Annotated in this window: 25 protein-coding genes; 12 read left to right on the top strand and 13 right to left on the bottom strand. The window is 65.1% G+C overall.

The features are described from left to right. Positions 1-13 precede the first annotated feature (13 nt). From BM171_RS08590 to BM171_RS08565, 6 genes are read right to left on the bottom strand one after another with little or no spacing between them, the layout of a single operon-like run. Positions 14-1378, bottom strand: coding sequence for an FAD-dependent oxidoreductase (locus BM171_RS08590; protein ID WP_093010653.1), 1365 nt, complete (start codon positions 1376-1378; stop codon positions 14-16). Further along, a complete protein-coding gene (locus BM171_RS08585; RefSeq protein WP_093010651.1) occupies positions 1371-2237 on the bottom strand; it encodes an isocitrate lyase/PEP mutase family protein in 867 nt (288 codons plus the stop codon). Before BM171_RS08585 ends, BM171_RS08590 begins: the two co-directional genes overlap by 8 nt. After that, on the bottom strand, positions 2234-2851 hold the full coding sequence (locus BM171_RS08580; protein WP_093010649.1) for a cysteine hydrolase family protein: 618 nt from the start codon (positions 2849-2851) through the stop codon (positions 2234-2236). Before BM171_RS08580 ends, BM171_RS08585 begins: the two co-directional genes overlap by 4 nt. Beyond that, complete coding sequence (locus tag BM171_RS08575; RefSeq protein WP_093010647.1) at positions 2844-4913, bottom strand: hydantoinase/oxoprolinase family protein; 2070 nt, start codon at positions 4911-4913, stop codon at positions 2844-2846. Before BM171_RS08575 ends, BM171_RS08580 begins: the two co-directional genes overlap by 8 nt. Beyond that, positions 4910-6601: a hydantoinase B/oxoprolinase family protein gene (locus tag BM171_RS08570; RefSeq protein ID WP_093010645.1), complete on the bottom strand. Its 1692-nt coding sequence runs from the start codon at positions 6599-6601 to the stop codon at positions 4910-4912. Before BM171_RS08570 ends, BM171_RS08575 begins: the two co-directional genes overlap by 4 nt. Further along, the gene (locus tag BM171_RS08565) at positions 6598-7155 is read right to left on the bottom strand and encodes a nuclear transport factor 2 family protein (RefSeq protein ID WP_093010643.1); all 558 of its coding nucleotides are present in this window, start codon (positions 7153-7155) and stop codon (positions 6598-6600) included. Before BM171_RS08565 ends, BM171_RS08570 begins: the two co-directional genes overlap by 4 nt. A 124-nt stretch (positions 7156-7279) precedes the next feature. On the opposite strand from BM171_RS08565, the gene BM171_RS08560 reads away from it, so the two are divergent. The 6 genes from BM171_RS08560 to BM171_RS08535 all read left to right on the top strand — a co-directional run bounded on the left by BM171_RS08560 (position 7280) and on the right by BM171_RS08535 (position 13048). Next, on the top strand, positions 7280-8080 hold the full coding sequence (locus BM171_RS08560) for a GntR family transcriptional regulator (RefSeq protein ID WP_093010641.1): 801 nt from the start codon (positions 7280-7282) through the stop codon (positions 8078-8080). Beyond that, a complete protein-coding gene (gene leuC, locus BM171_RS08555) occupies positions 8077-9474 on the top strand; it encodes a 3-isopropylmalate dehydratase large subunit (protein WP_093010639.1) in 1398 nt (465 codons plus the stop codon). Before BM171_RS08560 ends, leuC begins: the two co-directional genes overlap by 4 nt. Beyond that, entirely contained in the window at positions 9474-10082 is a 609-nt protein-coding gene (gene leuD, locus BM171_RS08550) for a 3-isopropylmalate dehydratase small subunit (RefSeq protein ID WP_093010637.1), read from the top strand. The genes leuC and leuD overlap by 1 nt, the downstream gene beginning before the upstream one ends. Positions 10083-10158: 76 nt before the next feature. Next, on the top strand, positions 10159-11172 hold the full coding sequence (gene dctP, locus BM171_RS08545; RefSeq protein WP_093010635.1) for a TRAP transporter substrate-binding protein DctP: 1014 nt from the start codon (positions 10159-10161) through the stop codon (positions 11170-11172). Between the two features lie 62 nt (positions 11173-11234). Next, entirely contained in the window at positions 11235-11741 is a 507-nt protein-coding gene (locus BM171_RS08540; RefSeq protein ID WP_093011069.1) for a TRAP transporter small permease, read from the top strand. After that, the gene (locus tag BM171_RS08535; protein WP_093010633.1) at positions 11741-13048 is read left to right on the top strand and encodes a TRAP transporter large permease; all 1308 of its coding nucleotides are present in this window, start codon (positions 11741-11743) and stop codon (positions 13046-13048) included. The genes BM171_RS08540 and BM171_RS08535 overlap by 1 nt, the downstream gene beginning before the upstream one ends. A 15-nt stretch (positions 13049-13063) precedes the next feature. Here the strand turns inward: BM171_RS08535 and ychF are convergent, their stop codons facing one another. From ychF to BM171_RS08515, 4 genes are all read right to left on the bottom strand, one after another. Then, positions 13064-14161, bottom strand: a complete 1098-nt coding sequence (gene ychF / locus BM171_RS08530) for a redox-regulated ATPase YchF (protein ID WP_093010631.1) — start codon at positions 14159-14161, stop codon at positions 13064-13066. 39 nt (positions 14162-14200) lie between these two features. After that, positions 14201-15595, bottom strand: a complete 1395-nt coding sequence (locus BM171_RS08525; RefSeq protein ID WP_093010629.1) for an MATE family efflux transporter — start codon at positions 15593-15595, stop codon at positions 14201-14203. A 78-nt stretch (positions 15596-15673) separates the two neighbouring features. Continuing rightward, positions 15674-16576, bottom strand: a complete 903-nt coding sequence (ppk2, locus tag BM171_RS08520; protein WP_093010627.1) for a polyphosphate kinase 2 — start codon at positions 16574-16576, stop codon at positions 15674-15676. A gap of 62 nt (positions 16577-16638) precedes the next feature. After that, positions 16639-17529, bottom strand: coding sequence for an NAD-dependent epimerase/dehydratase family protein (locus BM171_RS08515; RefSeq protein WP_093010625.1), 891 nt, complete (start codon positions 17527-17529; stop codon positions 16639-16641). Positions 17530-17651: 122 nt separating this feature from the next. On the opposite strand from BM171_RS08515, the gene trpA reads away from it, so the two are divergent. The 6 genes from trpA to BM171_RS08485 all read left to right on the top strand — a co-directional run bounded on the left by trpA (position 17652) and on the right by BM171_RS08485 (position 22888). After that, positions 17652-18443, top strand: a complete 792-nt coding sequence (trpA, locus tag BM171_RS08510) for a tryptophan synthase subunit alpha (protein ID WP_093010623.1) — start codon at positions 17652-17654, stop codon at positions 18441-18443. A gap of 99 nt (positions 18444-18542) precedes the next feature. After that, positions 18543-19853 (top strand): NAD(P)/FAD-dependent oxidoreductase, encoded by a 1311-nt coding sequence (locus tag BM171_RS08505; RefSeq protein WP_093010621.1) that lies wholly within the window; start codon positions 18543-18545, stop codon positions 19851-19853. 70 nt (positions 19854-19923) lie between these two features. Next, positions 19924-21144, top strand: coding sequence for a tryptophan synthase subunit beta (gene trpB / locus BM171_RS08500; RefSeq protein WP_093010619.1), 1221 nt, complete (start codon positions 19924-19926; stop codon positions 21142-21144). 136 nt (positions 21145-21280) lie between these two features. Then, on the top strand, positions 21281-21823 hold the full coding sequence (locus BM171_RS08495; RefSeq protein WP_245760214.1) for a PepSY domain-containing protein: 543 nt from the start codon (positions 21281-21283) through the stop codon (positions 21821-21823). A 57-nt stretch (positions 21824-21880) separates the two neighbouring features. Beyond that, entirely contained in the window at positions 21881-22288 is a 408-nt protein-coding gene (locus BM171_RS08490; RefSeq protein WP_175497519.1) for a hypothetical protein, read from the top strand. A 24-nt stretch (positions 22289-22312) separates the two neighbouring features. Beyond that, the gene (locus BM171_RS08485; protein ID WP_093010615.1) at positions 22313-22888 is read left to right on the top strand and encodes a helix-turn-helix transcriptional regulator; all 576 of its coding nucleotides are present in this window, start codon (positions 22313-22315) and stop codon (positions 22886-22888) included. Here BM171_RS08485 and BM171_RS08480 read toward each other — a convergent pair. The 3 genes from BM171_RS08480 to BM171_RS08470 form a co-directional block, all read right to left on the bottom strand. After that, positions 22882-23259: a DUF2237 family protein gene (locus BM171_RS08480; RefSeq protein WP_093010613.1), complete on the bottom strand. Its 378-nt coding sequence runs from the start codon at positions 23257-23259 to the stop codon at positions 22882-22884. The two genes, BM171_RS08485 and BM171_RS08480, sit on opposite strands and share 7 nt — an antisense overlap. An 18-nt stretch (positions 23260-23277) precedes the next feature. Next, positions 23278-23982, bottom strand: coding sequence for an aminoacyl-tRNA hydrolase (gene pth, locus BM171_RS08475; RefSeq protein ID WP_093010611.1), 705 nt, complete (start codon positions 23980-23982; stop codon positions 23278-23280). Between the two features lie 121 nt (positions 23983-24103). Then, a complete protein-coding gene (locus BM171_RS08470) occupies positions 24104-24781 on the bottom strand; it encodes a 50S ribosomal protein L25/general stress protein Ctc (protein WP_093010609.1) in 678 nt (225 codons plus the stop codon). Positions 24782-24817 lie beyond the last annotated feature (36 nt).

Here is a 24817-nt window from a genome sequence, read left to right as displayed (position 1 = left end):
CTCCTACCCGCGCTCAGGTCGGTGCCTGCCCCGCCGCGCGACCGAGCACCACCGCGGCCAGAAGCCCGTTGCCCGAAAGGTATCCGCTGTCGCCCGAGCCCGAGACGCCGCAAGCCGCGCCGCCGGCTGCAAAGAGGTTCGGGAATACGCTGCCGTCTTCGGCCAGCACGCGCCCCGCGCCATCTGTCGCGAGCCCGCCTTGCGTATGGAACAGCGCGCCCGTCACGCGCACACCGCAGAATGGAGCCGTGAGCCGTTGACCGGACCACGTGCGCCCGAACGCGTCCTCACCCGTCTCGGGAATACCGGCGAGTTCGGTCTCGATCGCTTCCTCAGGCAGATCGAGAATCGCGGCAAGCTCTGAAAGGCTACCTGCGGATTTCACAGCACCCTGTGCCTCGGCATTGCGAAAATCCTCGAACTGCCGCGCGATTGCCGCGATCCGCTCATCGAAAATGGTAAATGCTTCGCCGTTCGGCTGGGCCAATACGGCCCGTGCCGCCTCCGAATAGCCCTGCGCCTCGTTCCAGAAGCGCCGTCCCTCCCGGTTGACCTGCACGCCGCCTTCGCCAATCACTGCCCAGGTGATGAGGATTCCGTGCGGATGCGCGACATTGCCGTGACCCTGATAGGCTCCGAGATGCCGGGTCGCCGCGCCGAGCGCCTCGCCCCAGATCACGGCCTCGCCGCGATTGCCGTCATGCCCGAACCAGAGCGCATCGCCGATGGCGGGCATGTGCGCGGCGACCATCTCACGGTTGCCGCCAAACCCGTTACAGGCAAGGATCAGCTTCCGGCAGCCGACCGTTTCCCGGCCCCCGTCGGGGCGTTCCATCGCAAGTCCTGCGATGCGTCGGCCTTCGTGAAAGATCGTGATGGCGCGGCGATCGCAGACCACGTCGATCCCCTCCGCCTCCACCGTGGCGCGCAGCCGGTCGATCAGCTCGCGCCCGGCCCGCGAGGGCAAACCGTGCATCCGGCGGCGCGAATGGCCCGGATAGTCGAAATCCGTCACTACCGAGAACCGCAGATCGAAGCGGTCGGCCAGCCACTCGATCGCCGGAGCGGAGCCCTCCGCCAAGGCGCCGACGAGCGCCTCGTCGTTCTCGCCCTTGGCTTTGCGCTGGATGTCGGCTGCGAACCGCGCGGCATCGTCCTCGATTCCAGCCTCTCGCTGAAACCGCGTTCCCGCCGCCGGTATCAGTCCCGCCGACAGGGAGGTCGAGCCTTGCGGCACCGGATCGGCTTCGATGACCAGAACCTCCTGCCCCGCCTCGGCGGCCGCGAGCGCGGCGATCATGCCGCAGGCACCGCCGCCGACGATCAGCGTCTCGACCTCGAAGTCGAACGCCTCGGGCACGGGGGCGATGTCAGCCATCGCCGCCTTCCCAGCGCTGCCCTTCGCGCAGCATCGCCTCGGTGCCGATCACGTCGTTGAGCCCGCCGAAGTCGAACATCCGCTCCCCGAATGGGCGGTTCGAGCCATGCGCGGCGAGGCTCGCGTAATAGTCCTGCGCGGTCTTGGCGAGCGCGCGGACGATGCCGCCCGGGAAGATCACGATGGAAAAGCCCATCGCCTCGAGATCGGACGCCGAGGAAATCGGTGTCGCGCCCCCTTCGACCATGTTGGCAAGAAGCGGGATACGCGCACCGAAGGTCTTTGCGACACGCGTCAGCTCGTCGCCCGAGCGCGGCGCTTCGATGAAGAGCGAGTCCGCCCCGGCGGCGAGATACGCCTCCGCCCGCTCGAACGCGGCTTCGACCCCCTCGACCGCGATCGCGTCGGTACGCGCGATGATGAGCGTTTCGTCACTGGCGCGCGTATCGGCCATCGCCGCGATCTTTCCGGCCATCTCGGCCTTCGGGATCAATGACTTGTCCGAAAGGTGCCCGCAGCGCTTGGGATAGCTTTGATCCTCGACCTGAAGCGCCGCCGCGCCTGCACGTTCGTACATCCGCATCGTGCGCTGCGCGTTGAGCGCGTTGCCGAAGCCGGTATCGGCATCGACGATGACCGGGAGGCCGACGCGATCCGCGATGAGCGCCATCGTGTCCGCCATTTCCGTCGCGGAGGTCAGCCCGATATCCGGTCGTCCGAGCCGCGTATAAGCCACGGCCGCGCCCGACAGATACAACGCCTCGAACCCTGCCTCGGCGGCGAGCGCGGCGGTCAGCCCGTCATAGACCCCCGGCGCGACGAGGATCGGATCGGCCGCGAGCCGTGCGCGCAGGCTCATCTGGCCGCCTCCTCTGCGACCGCGATCGCCTCGGCGCAGGTCATCTGCGTGCCTAGCGAGCCAAGCGACGTGAGTGTCGCCTCGTGCACCTCCGGTTTGAAGGCCGCGCTGCCGTCCGACAGAAGAACCGTGTCGATGTCGCGCAGGTGTGCATCCCGCACGGTGGAGGCGACGCCACCATTCGTCACGATCCCGCCGATGACCAGCGTATCGATGCCGAGCTTGCGAAGGATGAATTCGAGCCGCGTCTGGTAGAAAGCGGAATAGGCGACTTTCTCGACCGTGTAATCGGCGGGCGCGAGCGTCTCGACAAGGTCGTGCCCGAACGCACCCGGCGCGAAATCACCCTTGCCGAGGAAGGGGCGCAGCTTCTTCAGATGCGGCGCGATCAAGGGCTCGCCGCCCGGGCCGGGCACCAGGGTGAATTGCGCCGAGATATAGGTGCCGCCCGCCGCACGCATCGCGTCGCGCAACGGAGCGATACGCTCTGGCAAAGCCTTGATACTTTCAGCGCCCTGCCCCGCGCGGCCATAGGCGCCTTCAGGGTGCAGGAAGTCGTTCTGCAGATCGATGGTCAGCAGCGCCGTGCGCCGGGGATCGAATGTCTCAGCCATGATCGGAGCTCCGCGTAATGAGGGTATTGCCATAAGGATCGACCTCGGCCCTGAGGTCGGGCTCCACGAGGACGGTCGTATCCGCCTGTTCCAGGATCGCCGGGCCGTCGATCACCGCACCAACCGGCAAGGCCAGGCGGTCGTAGATCGCGGTGTCGTGCCACTCGCTTCCGAAATGCACCCGCCTTGTGCCTTTCCGCGCGGCCTCTACGCTGCCGCCTTTCGGCGCGAGCGTCGAGAGATCGAATTTGGGACGCTTGCCGATCACCGCCGAGCGCAGGTTCATCACTCGCCGCGTGCCGGTCTTCAGAAGCCGTCCATATGCCGCGTGATAGGCCGCATCGAACGCCTCGCGCACCGCGTCACGCGTCGGCGGCGTCACGCGGCCGCTTTCGACCGTGACCGGGATCGGAACGGAGACCGTGTGGGTCTGGCCGACATAGGCCATGTCGAGCTCGAATACTGTTTCGCGCGCCTCGAACCGCGTCTCGGTGGCGTCGAGCATGGCAAGCCCTGCATCCACATGCTCTTGCATGAACCGGCCCAGCGCGCCTGTATCCAGCGCATTGACCGCAGCGTTGATCGTCTGCACGAAATCCTGCCGCATATCCGCGATCACGCAGCCCATCGCCGAGGTGACGCCCGGATAGCGCGGCACGATGGCCCGCCCGATCCCGACCTCGGCCAGCATCGCGCCGGTATGCAGCGCGCCGCCCCCGCCGAAGGGCATGAAGGCGAAGCGTTTGGGATCAAAGCCGCGCTCGATGGAAACCAGCCGGATCGCTCCGGCCATGCGGCTGTTGGCGACACGCAGGATCGCCTCGGCAGCTTCGGTGACCGACAGTCCGAGCTTGGCTCCGACATGGGCGTCTATAGCAGCCTCGGCCGCCGCCACGTCGAGCCGGTCGAGCTTGCCGCCGATCGGGTTCTCCGCGTCGATCCGGCCCAGCACCACGTTGGCATCCGTCACCGTTGGGCGGTCGTTTCCCTGCCCATAAGCCACCGGCCCCGGTGTCGACCCCGCGCTCTCGGGGCCGATATTCAGAAGACCGCCCTTGTCGACCCAGGCGATCGAGCCGCCGCCGGCGCCGATCGTGGTGATCTCGATCATCGGCGTTCTGACGACCATTCCGAAATCGATGGAGGTCTGGGGGCTCAGCATCGACTGCCCGCCCGAGACCAGCGAGACATCGAAGCTCGTTCCGCCCATATCGCCGGTGATAACATCCGGGTATCCCGCCTCGCCCGCGATATAGGCCGCGGCGATCACGCCGGCCGCGGGGCCCGAGAGCGCCGTACGCACAGGCAGACGGCAGGCCGTCTCCACGGCCATCACCCCGCCATTCGACTGCACGATCATGAATTCCGACCCGAAGCCGCCGTCGCGCAGCGCCGCGTCGAGCCGGTTCAGGTAGCCCGAGACCTCAGGCTGGAGGTAGGCATTGAGCGCGGTGGTCGAGAACCGCTCGAACTCGCGGATCTCGGGCAGGATCTCGGAGGAGGCGGAGACATGCGCGTTCGGCCACATCTCTCGCAGGGCCGCGACGGCTTGGGCCTCGTTCTCGGGGTTGGCATAGGCGTTGGCGAACAGGACCGCGACCGCCTCGCAGCCGGCACCGAGGAGCGCCTGTCCCGCCGCCCTGACCGCGCCGAGATCGACGGGCGTTCGGATCGTACCGTCCGCGAGCGTGCGCTCCGGCACCTCGAGGCGCAGATCCCGCGGCACGACCGGCTCGAAATCACCGCGCAGCCCCCAGGTCCGGGGCCGGTCGCGCCGGCGCATCTCCAGAACGTCGCGCAGACCCTCGGTCGTGATGATCCCGATCCGCGCGCCCTTGCGTTCCAGAAGCGCGTTGGTGCCGGCCGTCGTGCCGTGAATGACCGCCGAGATCCCAGAAAGATCCTCGGCCTCTGCGCGGATGCCGGCCAGGAAGCCACCAGACTGGTCGGGACGCGTCGTCGGCACCTTTGCGACGCGCGCCGTGCCCGCCGCTTCGTCGAGAAAGAAGACATCCGTGAAGGTGCCGCCGACATCGACGCCGATCATCCGCTTGCCGCTCATGAGCGCGTCTCCTGCCAGCCGTAGTCGCGGGCCGCGTCGTTCTGCGAGACCAATCCGCGCGAGACGTCCCGTGCGATAGCCTCGCGGGCTCGGTCCCCGGGTGCGCCGTAGCCGCCCCCGCCCGGCGTCTCGAGCCGCACCGCCTGCCCTTGAGCCAGCGTGATGCCCCGCATCTTGGAGACCATCGGCGGACGGGCCCATCCCTCGCCGGTTTCATAAGAGAACACGTTCCGCGCGCCTTCACCGCCGCCGTTCACGCCTTTGGGGGCGTGCTTGCCGCGCTCGCCGAAGAGGAACACCTCGGCTCCGTTCTCCTCCAGCACCTCGATCTCGTAGATCGCGCCCATGCCGCCGCGATGCGCGCCCGCGCCGCCCGATCCGGGCCTCAGCGCCCAGCTGCGGAACATCACCGGGTACGCGGCTTCGAGGATCTCCATCGGCGGGATCGTCGCGGTCGAGATCGGTGCGCTTCCGTGGCTGAGCCCGTCCGAGGTGGAGGAGCCCCCATGCCCGCCGCCATAGAAGGAGAACATCACCCAGGGGCTGCCGTCAGACTTGCGCCCCGCGATGGAAAGCGCGTTGATCGTCCCGTAGGCATTCGCGACCACCATGCCGGGCGCGGCCTGCGCGGCGGCGGCGAAGATGACGTCGATCATCCGCAGGATCGTCTCGGTGTAGCCGCCCACCGGCGCGGGGAACTCCGCTGCCAGGAGCGAGCCCTCCGGGATCTTTACCTCGATGGGCCGCATCACGCCGGCATTGGCGGGCAGCATCGGAAAGATGTGCTTGATCACGACATAGGCGGTCGCGACGGCGGTCGGCAGGGCGATGTTCACCGGCCCAGCGCAACGCGGCGCGGTGCCCTCGAAATCCAGCACCGCCGTGTCGCCCCGGATCTCGAGCGCGACGCGGATCGGAAGGTCGACATCGGTGATGCCGTCATTGTCGAGGAAATCCTCGGCCTCCCAACGCCCGTCCGGCAGCGCCTCGAGTTCGGCGCGCATCAGCGTCTCGGCCCGTCCGCTCAGCGCATCGAGCGCCGCACCGACCGTTTCCGCCCCGTATTCGTCGAACAGGGCCGCCATCCGTTTCTGCCCAAGATCGAGCGCGCCGAGCTGTCCGTTGAGATCCCCTTCCGCCGATTGCGGCAGGCGCGTGTTGCGAAGGATGATGTCGATCACGCCCTGGTCGATCTCGCCCGCGCGGGCGAGCTTCACGGGCGGCAGAACGAAGGCTTCCTGGAAGACATCCTTTGCCGCCGGATTGTAATTGCCCGGCGCACCGCCGCCGAGATCGTGCCAATGGCCGACCGAGGCGAGCCAGCAGAAGAGCGCGCCGTCGCGGAAACAGGGCGTCACGAGGCGCATGTCATTCAGATGCGTGCCGCCGAGATGGGCATCGTTGAAGATCCAGATGTCGCCCGGCTGCGGTGTCTCACCACGCTCGCGCACCTTGTCGATCACCGCGCGCACGGCGAAGGACATCACGCCCACGAAGATCGGCAGACCCGACTTTCCCTGCACGAGCGTGTCGCCGGTCTCCGCGTGGTAGAGCCCGTGGCTCGCATCGTGCGCCTCGGCGATGATCGGATTGAAGGCCGAACGGAAGAGCGTTGCGTCCATCTCATCCGCGATCTGCTCCATCCGGCCGGCAAGGACAGCCAGGGTAATCGGGTCGATCTCGCTCATGGGCGCACCTCCGCAATGTCGTTCCAGACGTCCTGCCGGACGATGAGGCCGCCCGCGACTTCGAACCTGTCGATGAAGCGGATGCCCTCGAAGGGCGTGCCGTCCGGCCATTCGCCCGACAGCGTGCCGCGCGCATAAACGATTGCCGGGCCGGGCGTGGCGCAGGTGTCCATGCCTTCGTAGCTTTTGCGGACGAACCGGTAGCGCGGCTTCGCCCAGTCGATGAGCTCTTGCAGCCGGTGCATCGGGGCGGCACCGGGAAAGGTCATCGTGAACCCATCGGCCAGACACGCCTGCGCCGCCGCGAGGTCGCGCGCCTCCATCGCATCGAGATAGGCTCGCACGACCGAGGCCGGATCGGGCAGCGCTGCCGCGCCTTGGCGATGGCGACGGCCGCGCATGTACTGCGTCGGCTTGCGCTCGTGGATCATTACCGTGACCGCGTCGGGCTCCGCGGGCACCACGAGCCGGACCGCGTCGGTCAGCGCCTCGCCCATGCGGGTCCGGGCCGCGTCATCATAGCCCTCCAGCAGATGCACTTCGATGATCGGCACGACATCTCCGCCCAGCTCTTAGCAACCTGTATCTTTGGTAATACAGATTTTACGGTTTAGAAAGTACAATTATCTTGCATTTCAACGCGCGGCCTGTAGCGTCAGATCTCGAAAGGGGTGGTCCATGCGCGAACATGTGCGGACAAGTCTGCCGGAAGGGGGAAAGGCCCGCAGGGTCTATCTGCTTCTGCGCGACGACATCCTGTCCGGCTTCCGCGCGCCCGGCGACCGCCTGCCCGGCGAGAACCGCCTCGCAGAAGAATTCGACGTCAGCCGCGTCACCATTCGCCGCGCGCTCGATGCGCTCGAGGCGAACGGCCTGATCGAACGACGCGCCGGTCACGGCACGCGTATCGTCGAAGGGGCCCAGACCCGGACGATGGCCGCGGATGTCGCCTCCCTGATCCCGCAGATCGTCGAATTGGGCCGTCACTCGGCGCGGCTCCTGTCCTTCTCATATGAGGTGCCCCCGGCCCCTGTCGCAAAGGCGATGGCGCTGCCGGAGACTGCCAGGGTCCAGACGGCGGTTCGTGTGCGCCTCGCAGACGGAGAGCCTTTCTCGCACCTGACGACCCATGTGCCCGAGGATATCGCACGGCATTATTCCGAAGCCGATCTCGCGAGCACGCCTCTGTATCAGCTTCTCGAACGCTCCGGCGTGACGATCACCTCCGCGCACCAGGAAGTCAGCGCTACCCTCGCCTCCCCGGACGTGGCCGAGGCGCTGGACGTGTCGACCGGCACCGCCCTGATGGCCCTCAGGCGCATCGTTCGGGACGAAGGAGATCGAGCGGTCGAATACCTCTCCGCGCTCTATCGGCCCGATCGTTTCAAGCTGGAAATGTCGCTGACCCGCGTCGGAACAGGCGGCGCGCGTCACTGGGAGCCGGTGGTCGGCGACACGACGCCCGAGGAAAGCCCATGAGCCGCACGCTTCTGGACAAGCTCTGGGACGCGCACGAGGTCCGCCGCGATCCCGACGGAACCTCGCTTCTCTGGGTGGACAGGCATCTCGTCCACGAAGGCTCGCACCATGCCTTCGCAAAGCTCGCCGAACGCGGGCTGGATGTCGCCGAACCGGGCCTCACCTTCGGCGTCGCCGATCACTACGCTCCGACCCGGCGGCGCGACAGGATCGAGGATCCCGCCATTGCCAAGATGCTGGAGCGGCTCGAGACGAATACGTCGCGGCATGGAATTCGGCTCTTCGGCCTGAACGACCCCCGCCAGGGTATCGTGCATGTGCTCGGACCAGAACAGGGGCTGACCCTGCCGGGCCTCTCGATCAATTGCGGCGACAGCCACACCTCGACGCACGGCGCGTTCGGCGCGCTCGCCTTCGGGATCGGCGCGACGGAAGTGGCCCACGTGCTGGCGACACAGACGGTGCGCGCGCAAAAGCCGAAATCCATGCGAATCCTCGTGAAAGGAGCGCTCGGCGCAGGGGTGAGCGCCAAGGACATCGCGCTGCACTGGATCGCAGAGCTTGGCACCTCCGGGGCGACGGGACATGCGGTCGAATATGCGGGCGACGCGATCGAAGCTCTGTCGATGGAAGGGCGGATGACCCTCTGCAATCTCTCCATCGAAGGCGGCGCGCGGTTCGGCATGGTCGCCCCCGACGACACAACGCTGGCCTACGTGAAAGGGCGACCCTTCGCCCCGAAAGGCGCGGCGTGGGATCGCGCGGTCGCGGCGTGGCGCGCGCTGCCAAGCGATCCCGATGCCACCTTCGACAAGGAGGTGACGATCGACGCCGCGAGGATCGCTCCGACCGTCACATGGGGCACGACTCCCGAGCAAGCCGCACCGATCACGGGGACGGTACCCGATCCGGACGCGCTGCCCGGCGGCAAGGCCGAGGCGGCCCGCTCCGCCCTCGACTACATGGGCCTGACAGCAGGCCAGCCGCTTCAGGACGTGGCCATCGATCAGGTCTTTCTTGGCTCCTGCACCAATGCGCGGATCGAGGATCTGCGCGCCGCCGCCACCATCCTGCGCGGACGCCGTGCGCGGGTGCCGGGCGTCGTCTCTCCGGGCTCGATGCTGGTCCGCGCCGCGGCAGAGGCCGAAGGGCTCGACCGGGTCTTCACCGAGGCCGGACTCGAATGGGTCGGCGCGGGCTGCTCGATGTGCGTCGGCATGAATGGCGATATCGTCGCACCGGGCAAGCGCTGCGCCTCCTCGACCAACCGCAACTTCCGGGGACGCCAGGGGAAGGGCGCGCGCACGCATCTGATGTCGCCCGTCATGGTCGCCGCCGCGGCCGTCACGGGCCGGCTGACCGACGCGCGCGAGCTGATGGAGGCAAAAGCCTGATGGCGGGATGGAGCGTACATGAAGGCCGTGCCGTCGCCCTGCCCCGGCGAGATGTCGATACCGACCAGATCATCCCCGCCCGCTTCATGTCGGCGAGCCGGGCGGACGGCTACGGGCAATACCTCTTTGCCGATCTGCGCGAAGGCGACGACGGCTTCCCGCTGGACAGGCACAGGGGCGCGAGCGTGCTGATTGCGGGCGCGAATTTCGGCTGCGGCTCCTCGCGGGAAGCCGCGGTCTATGCGCTGGTCGATGCCGGCATCCGGGCGGTCATCGCACCGAGCTTTGCCGACATCTTCGCGGGCAACGCGGTGAATAACGGGCTCTTGCCCGCGGCGCTGCCGGACGCAGAGGCGCTGATGGACGAGCTGGGCGCGAACGCGGCGGAGGCCAGGATCGACCTCGAAACCGCGACGCTGACGATTGCGGGGCAAAGCCACGAGTTCCGCCTGCCGGATGTCTGGCGGCACAAGCTCACGAACGGATGGGACGATATCGACCTCACTCGCGCGCATCTGGATGAAATCGCGGCCTTCCGCGATGCGCGACACGCAAACGCCCCCTGGGTCTGGGCCGAACAGGATGACGAGCAGGCCACGGCGGGCTGAACCCGCCGGGCGACACGGGAAAACCAAGGTGAACGACCGTGCGGAACACGCATGGCGCATGACAAGGAGAGAGAAGATGAAGATGACGACCTACGGAGGCGCCTTCGCGAGCCTCCTCGCCCTCGCAGGAACGGCGCAGGCGCAAGACACGCTGACAGCGGTTCATGCTTTCCCCGAGACGCTGATCTACACGCAGAGCTTCCTCGAATTCGTCGACAAGGTGAACGCGCGCGGCGAAGGCGTGATCCAGATCGAAGTGCGCGGCGGCCCCGAGGCCATCGGCATGTTCCAGCAGCCCGACGCCGTGCGCAACGGCGTGGTGGACATGGTCTATACACCCGGCTCCTTCTACGCGGGCGCCCTGCCAGAGAAGGATGCGCTCGTCGCGTCCAACCTCACCGCCGTCGAGACCCGCGAGAATGGCGGGATCGAGCTCATCGACCAGATCCACCAGGAAAAGATGGGCGTGAAATATCTCGGCTGGTTCGACAGCGGCGTTTGCTACAACCTCTGGACACGGAATGAGCCGGAGCTTGACGAGAACGGCAATCTCGACGTCTCGGGCCTCAAGCTGCGCGGCAACGCCGTCTACAACGCCTTCTTCACCGAATATCTTGGCGCGCAGGTGATCGATCTGCCGACGACCGATGTCTATTCCGCGCTCGAGCGCGGCGTCGTGGACGCAACCGGCTGGACGCAGATCGGCCTCATCGACCTCAAATGGAACGAGTTCCTGAACTATCGGATCGAGCCTTGCTTCTTCTCGACCGACCTTGGCGTGATCGTGAACCAGGACAGCTGGGAGGGTCTTTCCAAAGAGGCGCAGACGATCCTGCAGGACGTCGCGATCGAGCACGAGGCAAGCTCTGCGGCCGCGCTAGAGGAAAAGCGCGACGAGGATTTCGCAGCGCTCGAGGAAGACGGCATGCAGGTCGTCACGCTCGAAGGGCAGGCCGCGGCCGACTACCTTGCCGCCGCGCGCGAGAAAACCTGGGAGCGGATGCGCGGTCTCATGGAAGAGCAAGGCGGCACCGAGAATTACGACCGCCTGATCGAGCTCTTCTACGATGAAAGCGCCGATCCGCAGTAATGGCACCCGGGGGCGGTGCGGACGCCGCGCCGCCCTTCCCTATCTCCGAGCAGGCAAGCGACATGCAGAGCGTCAGGCGCATCTATGACGGATTTCTCACGCTGATGGCGGTGATCGCGGGCGCGATGCTGCTCTGGCTCATGATCTCCGTCGTGGTCTCGGTCACGATGCGGAATCTCGGCATCCAGCCTTTCGCCTGGCTCTTTACCTCCTCCGAATACGCCCTTCTCTACATGACGATGCTCGGCGCGCCCTGGCTCGTGCGGGAGAAGGGGCATGTGCATATCGAGCTTCTGACCGCCACCCTGCCCGAGCGCGGACAGGCCGTCATGAGCCGCTTCGTCGCGGCGCTCTGCGTGATCGTGTCGGTCATCCTGGCCTGGAAAGGCGGCGAGTTGTTCCTGACCAATATCGAGCGCGGCGACTACGACGTGCGCGCCTATTTCACCCCGAAATGGATCCTGACCATCGCCTTTCCGATCAGCTTTACGCTGATGGCGGTGGAATTCGCGCGCTTCGTTTTCGGGCCGGAGCTGATGCATTCCGGCGAGGCGGGGTTGCACGAGTGATGGAATGGTACGGAGCACTCGGCGTCCTGCTGGGCGCGATCATGTTTCTCATGGCGCTCGGAATGCCCGTGGCGCTTGCCTTCCTGGCCGCGAACATCGTCGGTGCCTGGATCTTCATGGGCGGCCCGGCAGGCATTACCCAGCTTCTCAACAATGGCTTCGGCGCGTTGACGAGCTTCGCGCTCGTGCCGATCCCGCTCTTTCTTCTGATGGGAGAGCTTTTCTTCTTCACCGGCCTTGGCAGCCGGATGTTCACGGCCATCGACAAGCTGCTCGGCCGGGTGCCCGGGCGGCTCTCCTATGTCACGGTGATCGGCGGGACGGGGTTTTCGACGCTGTCGGGCTCGTCGATGGGATCGACGGCACTTCTCGGCGCGCTGATGGTGCCCGAGATGAATGCGCGCGGCTACAAGAAGCACATGTCCATCGGACCGATCCTTGGCACCGGAGGCCTTGCGATCATCATCCCGCCCTCGGCGCTGGCCGTGCTTCTGGCGACGCTCGCACGGATCGACGTGGGCGCGCTCCTGATCGCGGGCGTCATTCCGGGCCTCATTCTCGCGGGTCTCTATATCGCGACGATCTGGCTGCAGGTGAAGATCGACCCCGAGGCCGCGCCCGCCTACGACGTGCCCCCCATGTCGGCGGGAGAGAAAGCCTGGCTGCTCCTGCGCGACGTGGTGCCGATGATCGCCGTGATGGTGCTGACCGTCGCGGGCATGATCGGCGGGCTGTTCACCCCGTCCGAAGCGGCGGCCTTCGGCGCGCTTGGCGTCCTGATCCTCGCGATCCTCTATCGCGGGCTGACCTGGAGCACCCTCAAGGCCTCTATCGTCGGCGCGCTGAAGGTGACACTGATGGCCTACCTGATCGTCTTCGGCTCCGCGACGTTCAGCCAGCTTCTGGCTTTCTCGGGCGCATCGAGCGGGCTGATCGACTGGGCAACGGGGTTCGATCTCGCGCCGCTCGTCATGCTTCTGGTGATGTTCGGCGTGCTGCTGCTTCTGGGCATGTTCATGGAGCAGATCTCCATCATGCTGCTGACCGTTCCGATCTTCTTCCCGCTGGCGCAGACCCTCGGTTTCGAGCCGGTCTGGTTCGCGCTGGTGATGTTGCTGGCGCTCGAGATCAGCTTCACGACGCCGCCGTTCGGACTTCTGCTCTTCGTAATGAAAGGCGTGGCGCCTGCGGGCACGACCATGCGCGACATCTACACGGCGGCATTCCCCTTTATCGGATGCTCGCTGCTGCTGGTCGTGCTTCTGATCCTGTTCCCGGATCTGGCGCTGTGGCTGCCGGGGCGATAGCGCCCCGGACCAACCTTAATTGTTGAACAGGAAATGCATCACGTCGCCATCCTTGACGACGTAGCCCTTGCCTTCGGCACGCATCTTGCCGGCATCCTTGGCCGCCTGCTCCCCTCCGAGGCCGACGAAATCGTCGTAAGCGATGGTCTCGGCGCGGATGAAGCCCTTCTCGAAATCACCGTGAATGACGCCCGCGGCTTTTGGCGCGGAGGTGCCCACGGGAATCGTCCAGGCGCGCGCCTCTTTCGGACCGACGGTGAAATAGGTCTCGAGCTTCAGAAGGTTGTAGCCCGCCTTGATGAGCCGATCGAGCCCGGCCTCGTCGAGCCCCATCTCGGAAAGGAACATCTCGGCTTCCTCGGCGTCGAGCTGGCTGATCTCCTCCTCGATCCGGGCGGAGATGACCACATGCGCGTTGCCCTGCTCGGCGGCCATTTTCGCCACGGCCTCGGAATGGGCGTTGCCGGTCGCCGCTTCGTCCTCGGCGACGTTGCAGACGTAGAGCACGGGCTTCGAGGTCAGAAGCTGGAGCATCCGCCAGGCCTTGAGATCATCTTCGGCGACCTCGACGACGCGGGCCGGCTTGCCCTCGTTCAGCGCTTCGAGCGCCATCTTCATGAGGCGCTCCTGCTGGATCGCCTCCTTGTCGCCGCCGCGCACCTTGCGGACGATGTTCTGGAGCCGCTTCTCGAGGCTTTCCATGTCCGAGATGATGAGCTCGGTCTCGATGGTCTCCGCGTCGGAGACCGGGTCGACCCGGCCATCGACATGCACCACGTCCCCGTCCTCGAAGCAACGCAGCACATGGGCGATGGCGTCCACCTCGCGGATATTGGCTAGGAACTGGTTGCCGAGGCCCTCGCCCTTGGACGCGCCCTTCACGAGCCCCGCAATGTCCACGAAGGTCATGCGCGTCGGAATGATCTGCTTGGACTTGGCGATGTCCGCGAGCGCGTAGAGACGCGGATCGGGCACGGCGACCTCACCGACATTCGGCTCGATCGTGCAGAAGGGAAAATTCTCCGCCTGTGCCGAAGCGGTCCGCGTCAGCGCGTTGAAAAGGGTCGATTTACCGACATTCGGCAGACCGACGATACCCATGCGAAAGCCCATGTGAGACCTGTTCCCGTCCTTGGATTACGAGCGCGGTGTCTAGTGAGATGCGGGCGCGGGCGCAAGGCTTTGCCCGGTCGCCTCGAAGGTCGGCAATGCCCGTGCCCAGAACCGGAAGAGAAGCATGATCGCCGCCGCGCCGAGCCCCGTCACGAGACCAAGCCAGACGCCGACGCCGCCCCAGCCCAGGACAAACCCGCCGATCCAGGCCGCCGGGAGGCCGAGCGCCCAATAGGCGACCGCCGCCATCCACATCGGAACGCGCGTGTCCTGCACGCCCCGCAACAGGCCGAGCGTGATGACCTGAGCCCCGTCGACAAGCTGAAACAGCGCCGCGGTGATGAGTAGCCCGGTACCCGCCACGATGATCGCCGCCCGGTCGGGTTCCGCGGGGTCGAGAAAGAGCGAGATCAAGGGCTCGGGTGCTGCCACCATCACCACCATCGCAACGAGCGAGACCGCCGCTGACAGGCCCAGCGCCGCCACGGCCCCGCGCGCGAGCCGCAACGGATCGCCCGCGCCGAACGCATTGCCCGCGCGCACCGTGGCCGCGTTCGACAGACCCAGATGGATCATGAAGGCGGCGGTCGCCAGTTGCAGCGCGATGCCGTGCGCCGCGAGAGGCACCGTGCCGAGCCAGCCCATGAAGATCGAGGAGACCGCGAACAGGCCGACCTCGGAGAGGTTCGTCACGCCGATGGGCCACCCGAGGCGGAAGACCTCGCGCAGGCTTTCGGGATCGGAAACCCAGAACCGGCCGAAAAGGTCATGCTGCGGCAGCTTGCGGTCCGAGAAGACCATCGCCCCCGCGAGCGCCACGCAATGGGTCAGCACCGACGCGATGGCCGCGCCCGCGATGCCAAGCTCCTGAAAGCCGAAATTGCCGAAGATCAGCACGTAGTTGAACGGCACGTTCAGAAGCGCCGCGAGCGCCGTCAGCAGGAAGACCGCCCGCGTCTCCTCCAGCGCGGCGAGATAGCTCTTGAGCACCATCACCCCAAGCGCGGGCAGCAGGCCGAGCCCCGCGATCCTGAGATAGGTCTGCGCCATTCTCGCAAGCTCCGCATCCTGCCCAAGCGCGCGCAAGATCGGGCCGGAGAACCAGAAGACAGGCATCGACAGCGCGAAAAAGCCGATGGAGAGCCAGAGCCCCATCCGGGTCACCCGGCGGATGCGCGTCTCATCGCCCTGTGCGGCGTAGCTCGCCACCATCGGCATCACGGCAAAGGCAAAGCCCGAGCCGAAGAGGAAGAAGACCATGAAGACCGTATGAGCGAGCGTCAGCGCCGCGAGTTCCGCCACCCCGTACCAGCCGACCATGACCGTGTCGGTGAGCCCGATGGCAAACTGCGCCAGATGCCCTCCGACAAGCGGCAGGCCAAGCACGATCACCGCGCGCAGATGCTGGGGATATGAGAGCGGAGCCGATGCCATGACCCCGCTCTAGGCCGCTCCGTTCAGGCAGGCAAGAGGCGCAGCCCCCGCATCACGGCAGGGGCGTTATTGCACGGACTAAGCGTCACCCTTGCGGGTGTCGGGATGTAGCGCCGCCCCCAGGATATGGTCGGCCCGATGGATCACATGGCCCGCATGACCGACGATCAGCGGATCCGGCGCCTTTGCAACACGGCGGTCCTTGCCCGGATAATCGAGCGTCGACAGGAAATGGCGCATGCAGTCGAGCCGCGCACGCTTCTTGTCGTCGGACTTAATGACCGTCCAAGGCGCATCTGCGGTATCGGTGTAGAAGAACATCGCTTCCTTCGCCTCGGTGTAGTCGGACCAGCGGTCGAGACTCGCCTTGTCGATGGGCGAGAGCTTCCATTGCTTCAGAGGATCGGTGGCGCGGCTTGCGAACCGGGTCTTCTGTTCATCCTGCGTGACCGAAAACCAGTACTTGTAGAGCCGTATCCCCGAGCGCACGAGCATTCGCTCCAGCTCGGGTGTCTGACGCATGAATTCGAGATATTCGTTCGGCGCGCAGAAGCCCATCACCCGCTCGACACCGGCGCGGTTGTACCAGGAGCGGTCGTAGAGGACGATCTCGCCCGAGGTCGGCAGATGCTCGACATATCGCTGGAAATACCATTGCCCGCGCTCCTCTTCGGTCGGCTTGTTGAGCGCGACGACGCGCGCGCCGCGCGGATTGAGATGCTCTGTGAAGCGCTTGATCGTGCCGCCCTTCCCGGCCGCGTCGCGACCTTCGAAGAGCAGCACGAATTTCTGCCCGGTTTCCTGCGCCCAAAGCTGCACCTTGAGAAGTTCGGCCTGGAGCCGCGCTTTCTCGCGCTCGTAGCTTCGGCGCGAGAGCCGCACCTGATACGGGTATGTCCCGGTCTCGAAGCCGCGCACCGGGTCGGGCACGGCCGGCGCGATTTCGGTGGCGGATCCGGCAAGCGGCGTCTGGTCGTTCATGATCGTCCCTCCGTCAGTCGAGGAACGCTACCGCGCCGCGCAAAGACGCGCCTTGACCAAGGTCAAGACGTGCCGATTTCGTCCCGCCACCGCTCCGGCGGCTCGAAGCCCAGAAGTCGGCGCGCCTTCTCGATCGAGTAGAACGTCTCGTATTCGCCCATCTCGCCGCGCATCTCGACGCCCGGATAGAAGCGCTCGGCGACCTTTGCCGAAGGCAGATCGACCGAGGTGTCGGGGTTCGCGACATTGAAGACCTCGTAGCCAAGACCGTCCGTCTGCAAGCAGCGTTCGACCATCAGCCCCAGATCGCGCGCGTCGATATAGGCAAAGATATTCCGGCGGCGCAGATCGGGGTTCTTCACGAAGGCGGGGAAAAGCTCCGCGTATTCATGCGGCTCGATCACGTTGTTGATCCTGAGGCCGTAGATGTCGAGCCCCGAGCGCACCTGGAAGCTGCGTGCCGTGACCTCGTTCGCGACCTTGGCCATCGCGTAGCTGTCATGCGGCATGGTCGGATGATCCTCGTCCACCGGCACGTAGTCCGGCAGCACCTCGCCTTGCGCGAAGCAGATGCCGTAGGTCGTCTCGGACGAGGCGAAGAGGATCTTCGGAATGCCGAGCTTCACGGCGGCTTCGATCACGTTGTAGGTCGAGATCACGTTGTTCTCGAAGGTCACGTTATCTGCAGTCAGCCCGATCCGGGGCACGGCGGCGAAATGCACAACCGCGTCCGGACGGCCTGGCGCGGTGCCGTCGAGCTCGGACAGATCGAAGATTTGCGTCATCGCGTTCCAGACCTGCCCACTGTCGGTCAGATCGACATCGAGATCGTTGATGCCCTCGGCTCCGAGGGGCACCCGATCGAGATTGAGGATCTCGTGCCCCTGGTCCCTGAGAAAGGGCAGCACATGCCGCCCGGCCTTGCCGCTGCCTCCGGTAAAGACGATCCGCATCCGCTCTCTCCTCTGTCACGCTCTTCTTGAGCTCTTGCCGTGCAAGGCCCGGAACGCGGGCCATTGATTTTCTCGATGCCTTCCGGCACTTCACGCCGGAACATATCAGGGGAAGGTGTAGGATGACACGGATCGACGCCAAGTTCAGCGCGCTGAAGGATGACGGCAAGAAGGCCTTCGTCGCCTATATCATGGCAGGCGATCCCTCGGTTGAAACCTCGCTGGAGCTGATGAAGGGCCTGCCGGGCGCAGGCGTCGACGTGATCGAGCTGGGCCTGCCCTTCACCGACCCGATGGCGGACGGACCGACCATCCAGGAAGCCGGGCAGCGCGCGCTCGCGGGCGGCATGACGCTCGACAAGACGCTGGATATGGTGCGCGAGTTCCGCAAGGACGACGCCGAGACGCCGATCGTGCTCATGGGCTATTACAACCCGATCTATTCGCGCGGCGTCTCCCGGTTCCTCAACGAAGCCAAGGAAGCCGGGATCGACGGGCTCATCATCGTCGATCTGCCCCCCGAGGAAGATGACGAGCTCTGCATCCCCGCGCAGAAAGCCGGGCTGAACTTCATACGGCTCGCCACCCCCACGACCGACGACAAGCGCCTGCCCAAGGTGCTCGAGAACACGTCCGGCTTCGTGTATTACGTCTCGATCACCGGCATCACCGGCGCGGCGGCCGCCGAGGCGCAGGAGGTCGCGCCCGAGGTCAAGCGGATCAAGTCGCAGACCGATCTGCCGGTCATCGTCGGCTTCGGCATCCGCACGCCCGAGAGCGCTGAAAGCATCGCGGGCATCGCCGATGGCTGCGTCGTTGGCTCGGCGATCGTGGGCGAGCTGGCCTCGGGCCGGAAGGTCGAGGATGTGCTGGCCTTCGTGAAGACGCTGTCGGACGGCGCCCACAGGGCTTGAGAGCCGCGCTCCGGGCCGCCGGCCCGCCGCGAAAGCTTGCCTCGCGCGCGTTCCGCCCGACATTGTGATCCGAGTTCAACGCAACGAACCGGAACCGATATGTCAGAACGCAAGACGCAGATCGTCGTCGTCGGAGGCGGCGCGGCGGGGCTCGAACTCGTCCGCAAGCTCGGTGCGAAATACGGACGCGAGAAGCACGACATCATCCTTGTCGACCGCGACCGCACCCATGTCTGGAAGCCGCTCCTGCACGAGGTCGCGGCAGGCTCGCTCGATCCCAACATGGACGAGGTCGGCTATGGCGGGCACGCTGCGCGCTGGGGTTATCGCTTCTTCAACGGCGCGCTCGAACGGATCGACCGCGAGCGGCAGAAGATCATCACGGCACCGCTTCTCGACGAGGATGGCGAGGTTATCATCGACCGTCACGAGATCCGCTACGACTACCTCGTTCTCGCCTTCGGCGGCGTGTCGAACGATTTCGGCATCCCAGGCGTGCGCGAACACGCGCTCTTTCTCGAACATCGCCGGCAGGCCGACGATTTCCGCAAGCGGCTCCTCAATGCCTGCCTGCGCGTGAACGAACGTCGCCATCGGGGCGAAGAGGCACAGCTCGATATCTGCATCGTCGGCGGCGGCGCGACGGGTGTGGAACTCGCAGCGGAGCTTTTCAACGCCGCAAAGGGTCTGCGTGACTACGGTCTTGAGGTTTTCGACGAGGCCGCCCTGAACGTGACGCTTCTCGAGGCGGGTCCGCGCATCCTGCCCGCGCTGCGCGAGGATCTCTCTGACACCGCGCTCAAGGAGCTGCGCGCGCTCGGCATTCGGGTCGAGACAGGCGCGATGGTGTCCAGTATCGAGGCGGGCCATGTCCACGTGAAGGACGACGAGACGATCCATGCCGACATGATCCTTTGGGCCGCCGGCGTGCGCGGCGATCATGGCGTCGCGGAGATGAGCGATCTCGAGCTCGACAAGATCGACCGCATCGTTGTGCGCCCCACCCTGCAGACAACGACCGACGAAAGAATCTTCGCGATCGGCGATTGCGCGCATTGCGAATTGCCCGGCCGCGACGGGCCGGTTCCGCCTCGCGCGCAAGCCGCGCACCAGATGGCGACCTGCACCTTCCACAATCTCGGGCGGCTGATGGACGGCCAAGCCCCCAGGGATTTCGTCTATCAGGACCACGGAGCGCTGGTGAACCTGAGCCGCTTCGACACGATCGGATCGCTTATGGGCAACCTGATGGGCGGCTCGATGGCGGTCGAGGGCCGGATCGCGCGGTTCGCCTACAATTCCCTCTACCGGATGCACCTTCTGGCCGTGCATGGCTGGCTGCAGGGCACGTTCATGATTGCGGCCGGACGCGTCAACAAGGTGCTGCGTCCGAAGCTGAAACTGCACTGATTCCGCTGGTATCGCGCGCGGCGGTCTTTTAGGACATGCGGTCAGACCCCGCGCCAAGAGGAGCCGCAAGATGAACGAACTGGTCAATTCCTTCATGACCGGCCCCGACGAGAAGGGCCGTTTCGGCGATTTCGGCGGGCGTTTCGTCTCCGAGACGCTGATGCCGCTGATCCTCGAACTCGAGGAGCAATACGAGCACGCCAAGACCGACCAGAGCTTCTGGGACGAGATGGACTTTCTCTGGAAGCATTATGTCGGCCGCCCCTCCCCGCTCTACTTCGCCGAACGGCTGACCGAGCGGCTGGGCGGCGCCAAGGTCTACATGAAGCGCGACGAGCTGAACCATACCGGCGCGCACAAGATCAACAACGTGCTCGGCCAGATCATCCTCGCCCGCCGCATGGGCAAGTCCCGCATCATCGCCGAGACGGGCGCGGGCCAGCACGGCGTGGCCACCGCGACCGTCTGCGCCAAGTTCGGGCTGAAATGCGTCGTCTATATGGGCGCGCATGACGTGGAGCGTCAGCAGCCCAACGTCTTCCGTATGAAGCTATTGGGCGCGGAAGTCGTCCCCGTCACATCCGGGCGCGGCACGCTCAAGGACGCGATGAACGACGCGCTGCGGGATTGGGTGACCAATGTGCGCGATACGTTCTATTGCATCGGCACCGTGGCGGGCCCGCACCCCTACCCGGCGATGGTGCGCGACTTCCAATCGATCATCGGCAAGGAAGTGCGCGAGCAGATGCACGAGGCCGAAGGACGTCTGCCGGATACGATCATCGCGGCCATCGGCGGCGGCTCGAACGCAATGGGCCTCTTCTATCCGTTCCTCGACGACAAGGAGGTCGCGATCATCGGCGTCGAGGCCGGCGGCAAGGGCGTGAACGCGAAGATGGAGCATTGCGCCTCCCTCACAGGCGGCCGTCCGGGCGTCCTGCACGGTAATCGCACCTATCTGCTCCAGGACGATGACGGGCAGATCCTCGAGGGCTTCTCGATCTCGGCCGGGCTCGACTATCCCGGCATCGGGCCCGAGCATTCCTGGCTGCACGATGTCGGGCGTGCGCAATATGTCTCGATCACCGACAAGGAGGCGCTGGAGGCGTTCCAGCTCTGCTGTGAGACCGAAGGCATCATTCCCGCGCTCGAGCCGAGCCACGCGCTGGCCCATGTCACCAAGATCGCGCCTGACCTGCCGGAAGATCACATCATCTGCATGAACATGTGCGGACGGGGCGACAAGGATATCTTCACCGTCGCCAAGGCTCTGGGCCGCGATATCTCATAAACTTGGGTTTATACGCATAGAACCGGGGATTATGCCGCTTGCCATAAACCCCGGTTGAATGGCGGAATGGCCAAGATCCCTTCCTTGATCGAGGCGAGGCCCACCGGGTCTCGCAATCGAAAAAAGGAGACTTGCCATGACCATTCGCACCATCTTGCTCGGAACCGTGGGCGCGCTCGCGCTGAGCGTCGCGTCCGCGCAGGCGCAATCCGCGACCGACCAGATCATTGCAGACCTGCAATCGCAGGGCTTCACCGCCATCGAGATCAAGACCGGCCCCAGCCAGATCAAGGCCGAGGCCGTGCGTGGCGACACGAAGCTTGAAGTTGTCTATGACAGCGCGACCGGCCAGATCCTCAAGCAGGAGACCGAAAGCGCAGCGGGCGAACGGATCTCGCAAGGCGTCAGCATAGACATCGAGGATGACGACTTCGTCGACGGGCGCTACGACGACGATGACGATTATGATGACGACGACGATGACCGGTATGATGATAGCGACGACCGGGATGATGACCGCGATGACGACAGAGACGACCGCGACGATGATCGGGACGATGACAGAGATGATCGGGACGACGACAGGGATGATGACCGGGACGACGACCGGGACGATGACCGCGATGATCGGGACGATGACCGCGATGACAGGGATGACGACCGCGATGACGACGACTGACGCGTTGCGTCCACATGCGGCCTCGACGCTACGGCGTCGGGGCAATGGACGGCCATGATGCGCCGTCGTAGCTTTCTGCTATCCGCAGGGGCGATGGTGCTCTTTCCGAGCCTTACCCGCGCCCAAACCGCACGCGACCAGGTGATCGATCAGCTCAGACGTCAGGGCTACCGCCGCTTCAGAGTCAACGAAACCTGGCTCGGACGGCTTAGGATCGTTGCGGAAGGTCCTGCCGGGACACGAGAAATCATCCTCAATCCGTCAAACGGCGTGATCCTGCGCGACTATATCGACCGTGATGACGACGATGACGATCGCGATGACGATCGCGACGACGACCGGGACGATGATCGGGATGACCGGGACGATGATCGGGATGACCGCGATGACGACCGGGACGATGATCGGGACGACCGGGATGACGACCGGGACGATGACGATGATGATGACGATGACGACGACTGACCGTCCGGGACAGCCGACGCGCTGATGCGGCTGCGTACGCGCATATCCCTCGCCCTACTTTTGGGCTTTCAGCTCGTCACGGCGATCTTTTTCCAGTGGGAACTCCTCGGCTCGGTCTTTGGCTTCAGCCAGCAACCGATCGCCTGGGCGCTGTACGAACTGATCGAGGTTGCCGCTGCTCTCGGACTTTTGGCGGGGGTCTGCGTCACGGCTATCCTGCTGTATCGAAGTCAAAAAGCCCGCGCCGCGGCTGAGGCGAACCTGCGTCTTGCCTCGGGCGCTTTTCACAAGGTGCTCGAAGAGCGCTTCGATGAATGGAAGCTGACGCCTGCGGAGAGGGATGTCGCTCTGTTCTCGATCAAGGGCCTCACGACCGCCGAGATGGCGGCGCTGCGTGGCGCGTCGGAAGGCACGATCAAGTCACAGACGAACGCCATCTATCGCAAGGCCCAGGTGTCAGGGCGAAGTCAGCTCATGTCGCTCTTTATCGATGAGTTGATGGGCGATGGGCTTCCCGGTGTCGCGGCGGTATCACCTACGCCAAAATTGATCGAAAATAGCAATCCAGACACCCCGGACAGGCATATCCCAGCTCAATGATGTTCGATTTTGCATAGTTCCAGAACATCCATCGGCACGATCTCAAGCGCCTTTTGATGCGTCGCGGCGAGCGAAACCTTGGGCGCGCAGCCCTCCTGATGGGCCTGCAGGAAGCGGCTGGCGCAGAGGCACCACTTGTCGCCCGGCTTGAGACCGGGGAAGTGAAACTCCGGGCGGGGCGTCGAGAGGTCGTTGCCGACATATTTGGAGAACGCCAGGAATTCGTCGGTCATCACCGCGCAGACCGTGTGGCTGCCCCGGTCCTCGGCGCATGTATTGCACGAGCCATCCCGGAAGAACCCGGTCAAGGGATCGTTCGAGCACGGTTGAAGATCTTCTCCGAGCACATTGATTTCAGGATCTTTCTGCATCTCGCGGGCTCCCTTCGATCAGCGGAATCTGTCCACTAGCTTCTGTAGCGGCGAACGGTCGTCCTCGGCGGCTTGTTCCGGCTCGGACCGTTCGGTCTTTGCTGGTTCCGGCGCGGGTTTAGCATTGGTTCCCTCGCTGCCCCCGCCACTGCGAGGTGGATTAAGACGCAGCGCAACCTTGTTCATGAACGCGGCCTTGTCGCCTTCGGCCAGTGCCGGCGCGCCGTCGGCGATCCCGCGCATCATGTCGTCGAGCCAGTCCTGATCGGCCTTGGCGAAATCGTGCAGCACGTAATGCGAGACCAAGTCCTTGTGGCCAGGATGCCCGATACCGAGGCGCACGCGGCGGTAGGCCTCACCGATATGCCCGTGGATCGAGCGCAGCCCGTTATGGCCCGCATGCCCGCCGCCATCCTTGACCTTGAGCTTGCCCGGCGCGAGGTCGAGCTCATCGTGGAAGACGATCACGTCGGCAGGCTCGAGCTTGTAGAAACGCAAAGCTTCACCAACGGCTTGACCGGATCTGTTCATGTAGGTTCCGGGCTTTAGCAGAAGCACTTTCTCGCTGCCGAGACGCCCCTCCGCGGCCTCGCCCTGGAACTTCTGTTTCCACGGGCCGAGCCCGTGATCGGCAGCGATCGCATCGAGCGCCATGAACCCGATATTGTGCCGGTGACCCGCATAGTCGCGGCCGGGATTTCCAAGACCGACGAAGAGTTTCATGCCGCGGCTCCTTCGCACTTTCTATCGTTCGAGAGATAGACCAGCCTCGCGCACCTTACAAACCCGCAGACGAAAACGGCCCCGCCCGAAGGCGAGGCCGCTTTGCGACACGAGCCAAAGATCACTCTTCGGCGTGTTCCTTCTCGCCTTCGACGGTCTCGGCGTTCTGCTCGATGACCTCGGTCTCTTCGACCTCGTCGCCGTCCATCTCGTCTTCCGCAGAGGCCAGGGCCGAGGGTGCGGAGATCGAGCAGATCGCGAAATCGCGGTCGATGGTCGGCTTCGCGCCGGCGGGCAGCGTCACGTCCGAGATGGACACGCCTTCGCCGATGTCGAGCTTCGACAGATCGACGGTGACCTTCTCAGGGATATCGCCCGCGGTCACGATCAGTTCGATCTCGGGGCGGATCACGGTCAGAACGCCGCCACGATCAAGGCCGGGGGAGTCTTCCTCACCGACGAATTCGACGGGAATGAAGATGTTGATCTTCGACGTGCGGCGCAGACGCATCAGGTCGAAATGGGTCGGCAGATCCTTCACGACATCGCGCTGAACATCGCGGCAGATGACCCGGACATCGTCGTGGCCGTCAACCTTGAGGTTGAACAGCGTCGACTTGAACCGGCCCTTGTGCAGGCGCTTCAGCAGATCGTTGAACTTGATCTGGATCGGCAGCGGATCGACGTCGCCACCAAAAACGATACCCGGAACCATGCCATCGCGGCGTGCCTGACGAGCGGCGCCCTTGCCTGTCCCCGTCCGTTCCTGGGCGTGAAGATCAGGAATTTCTCCAGCCATGTCTCTCATACTCCAAAGTGTGAACGGGGATCCTCC

This window comes from Roseivivax halotolerans (assembly GCF_900115815.1).
GTDB lineage: Bacteria > Pseudomonadota > Alphaproteobacteria > Rhodobacterales > Rhodobacteraceae > Roseivivax > Roseivivax halotolerans.
Note: the sequence above shows the minus strand (reverse complement) of the source record. Positions and strands in the feature narration are given on the sequence as shown.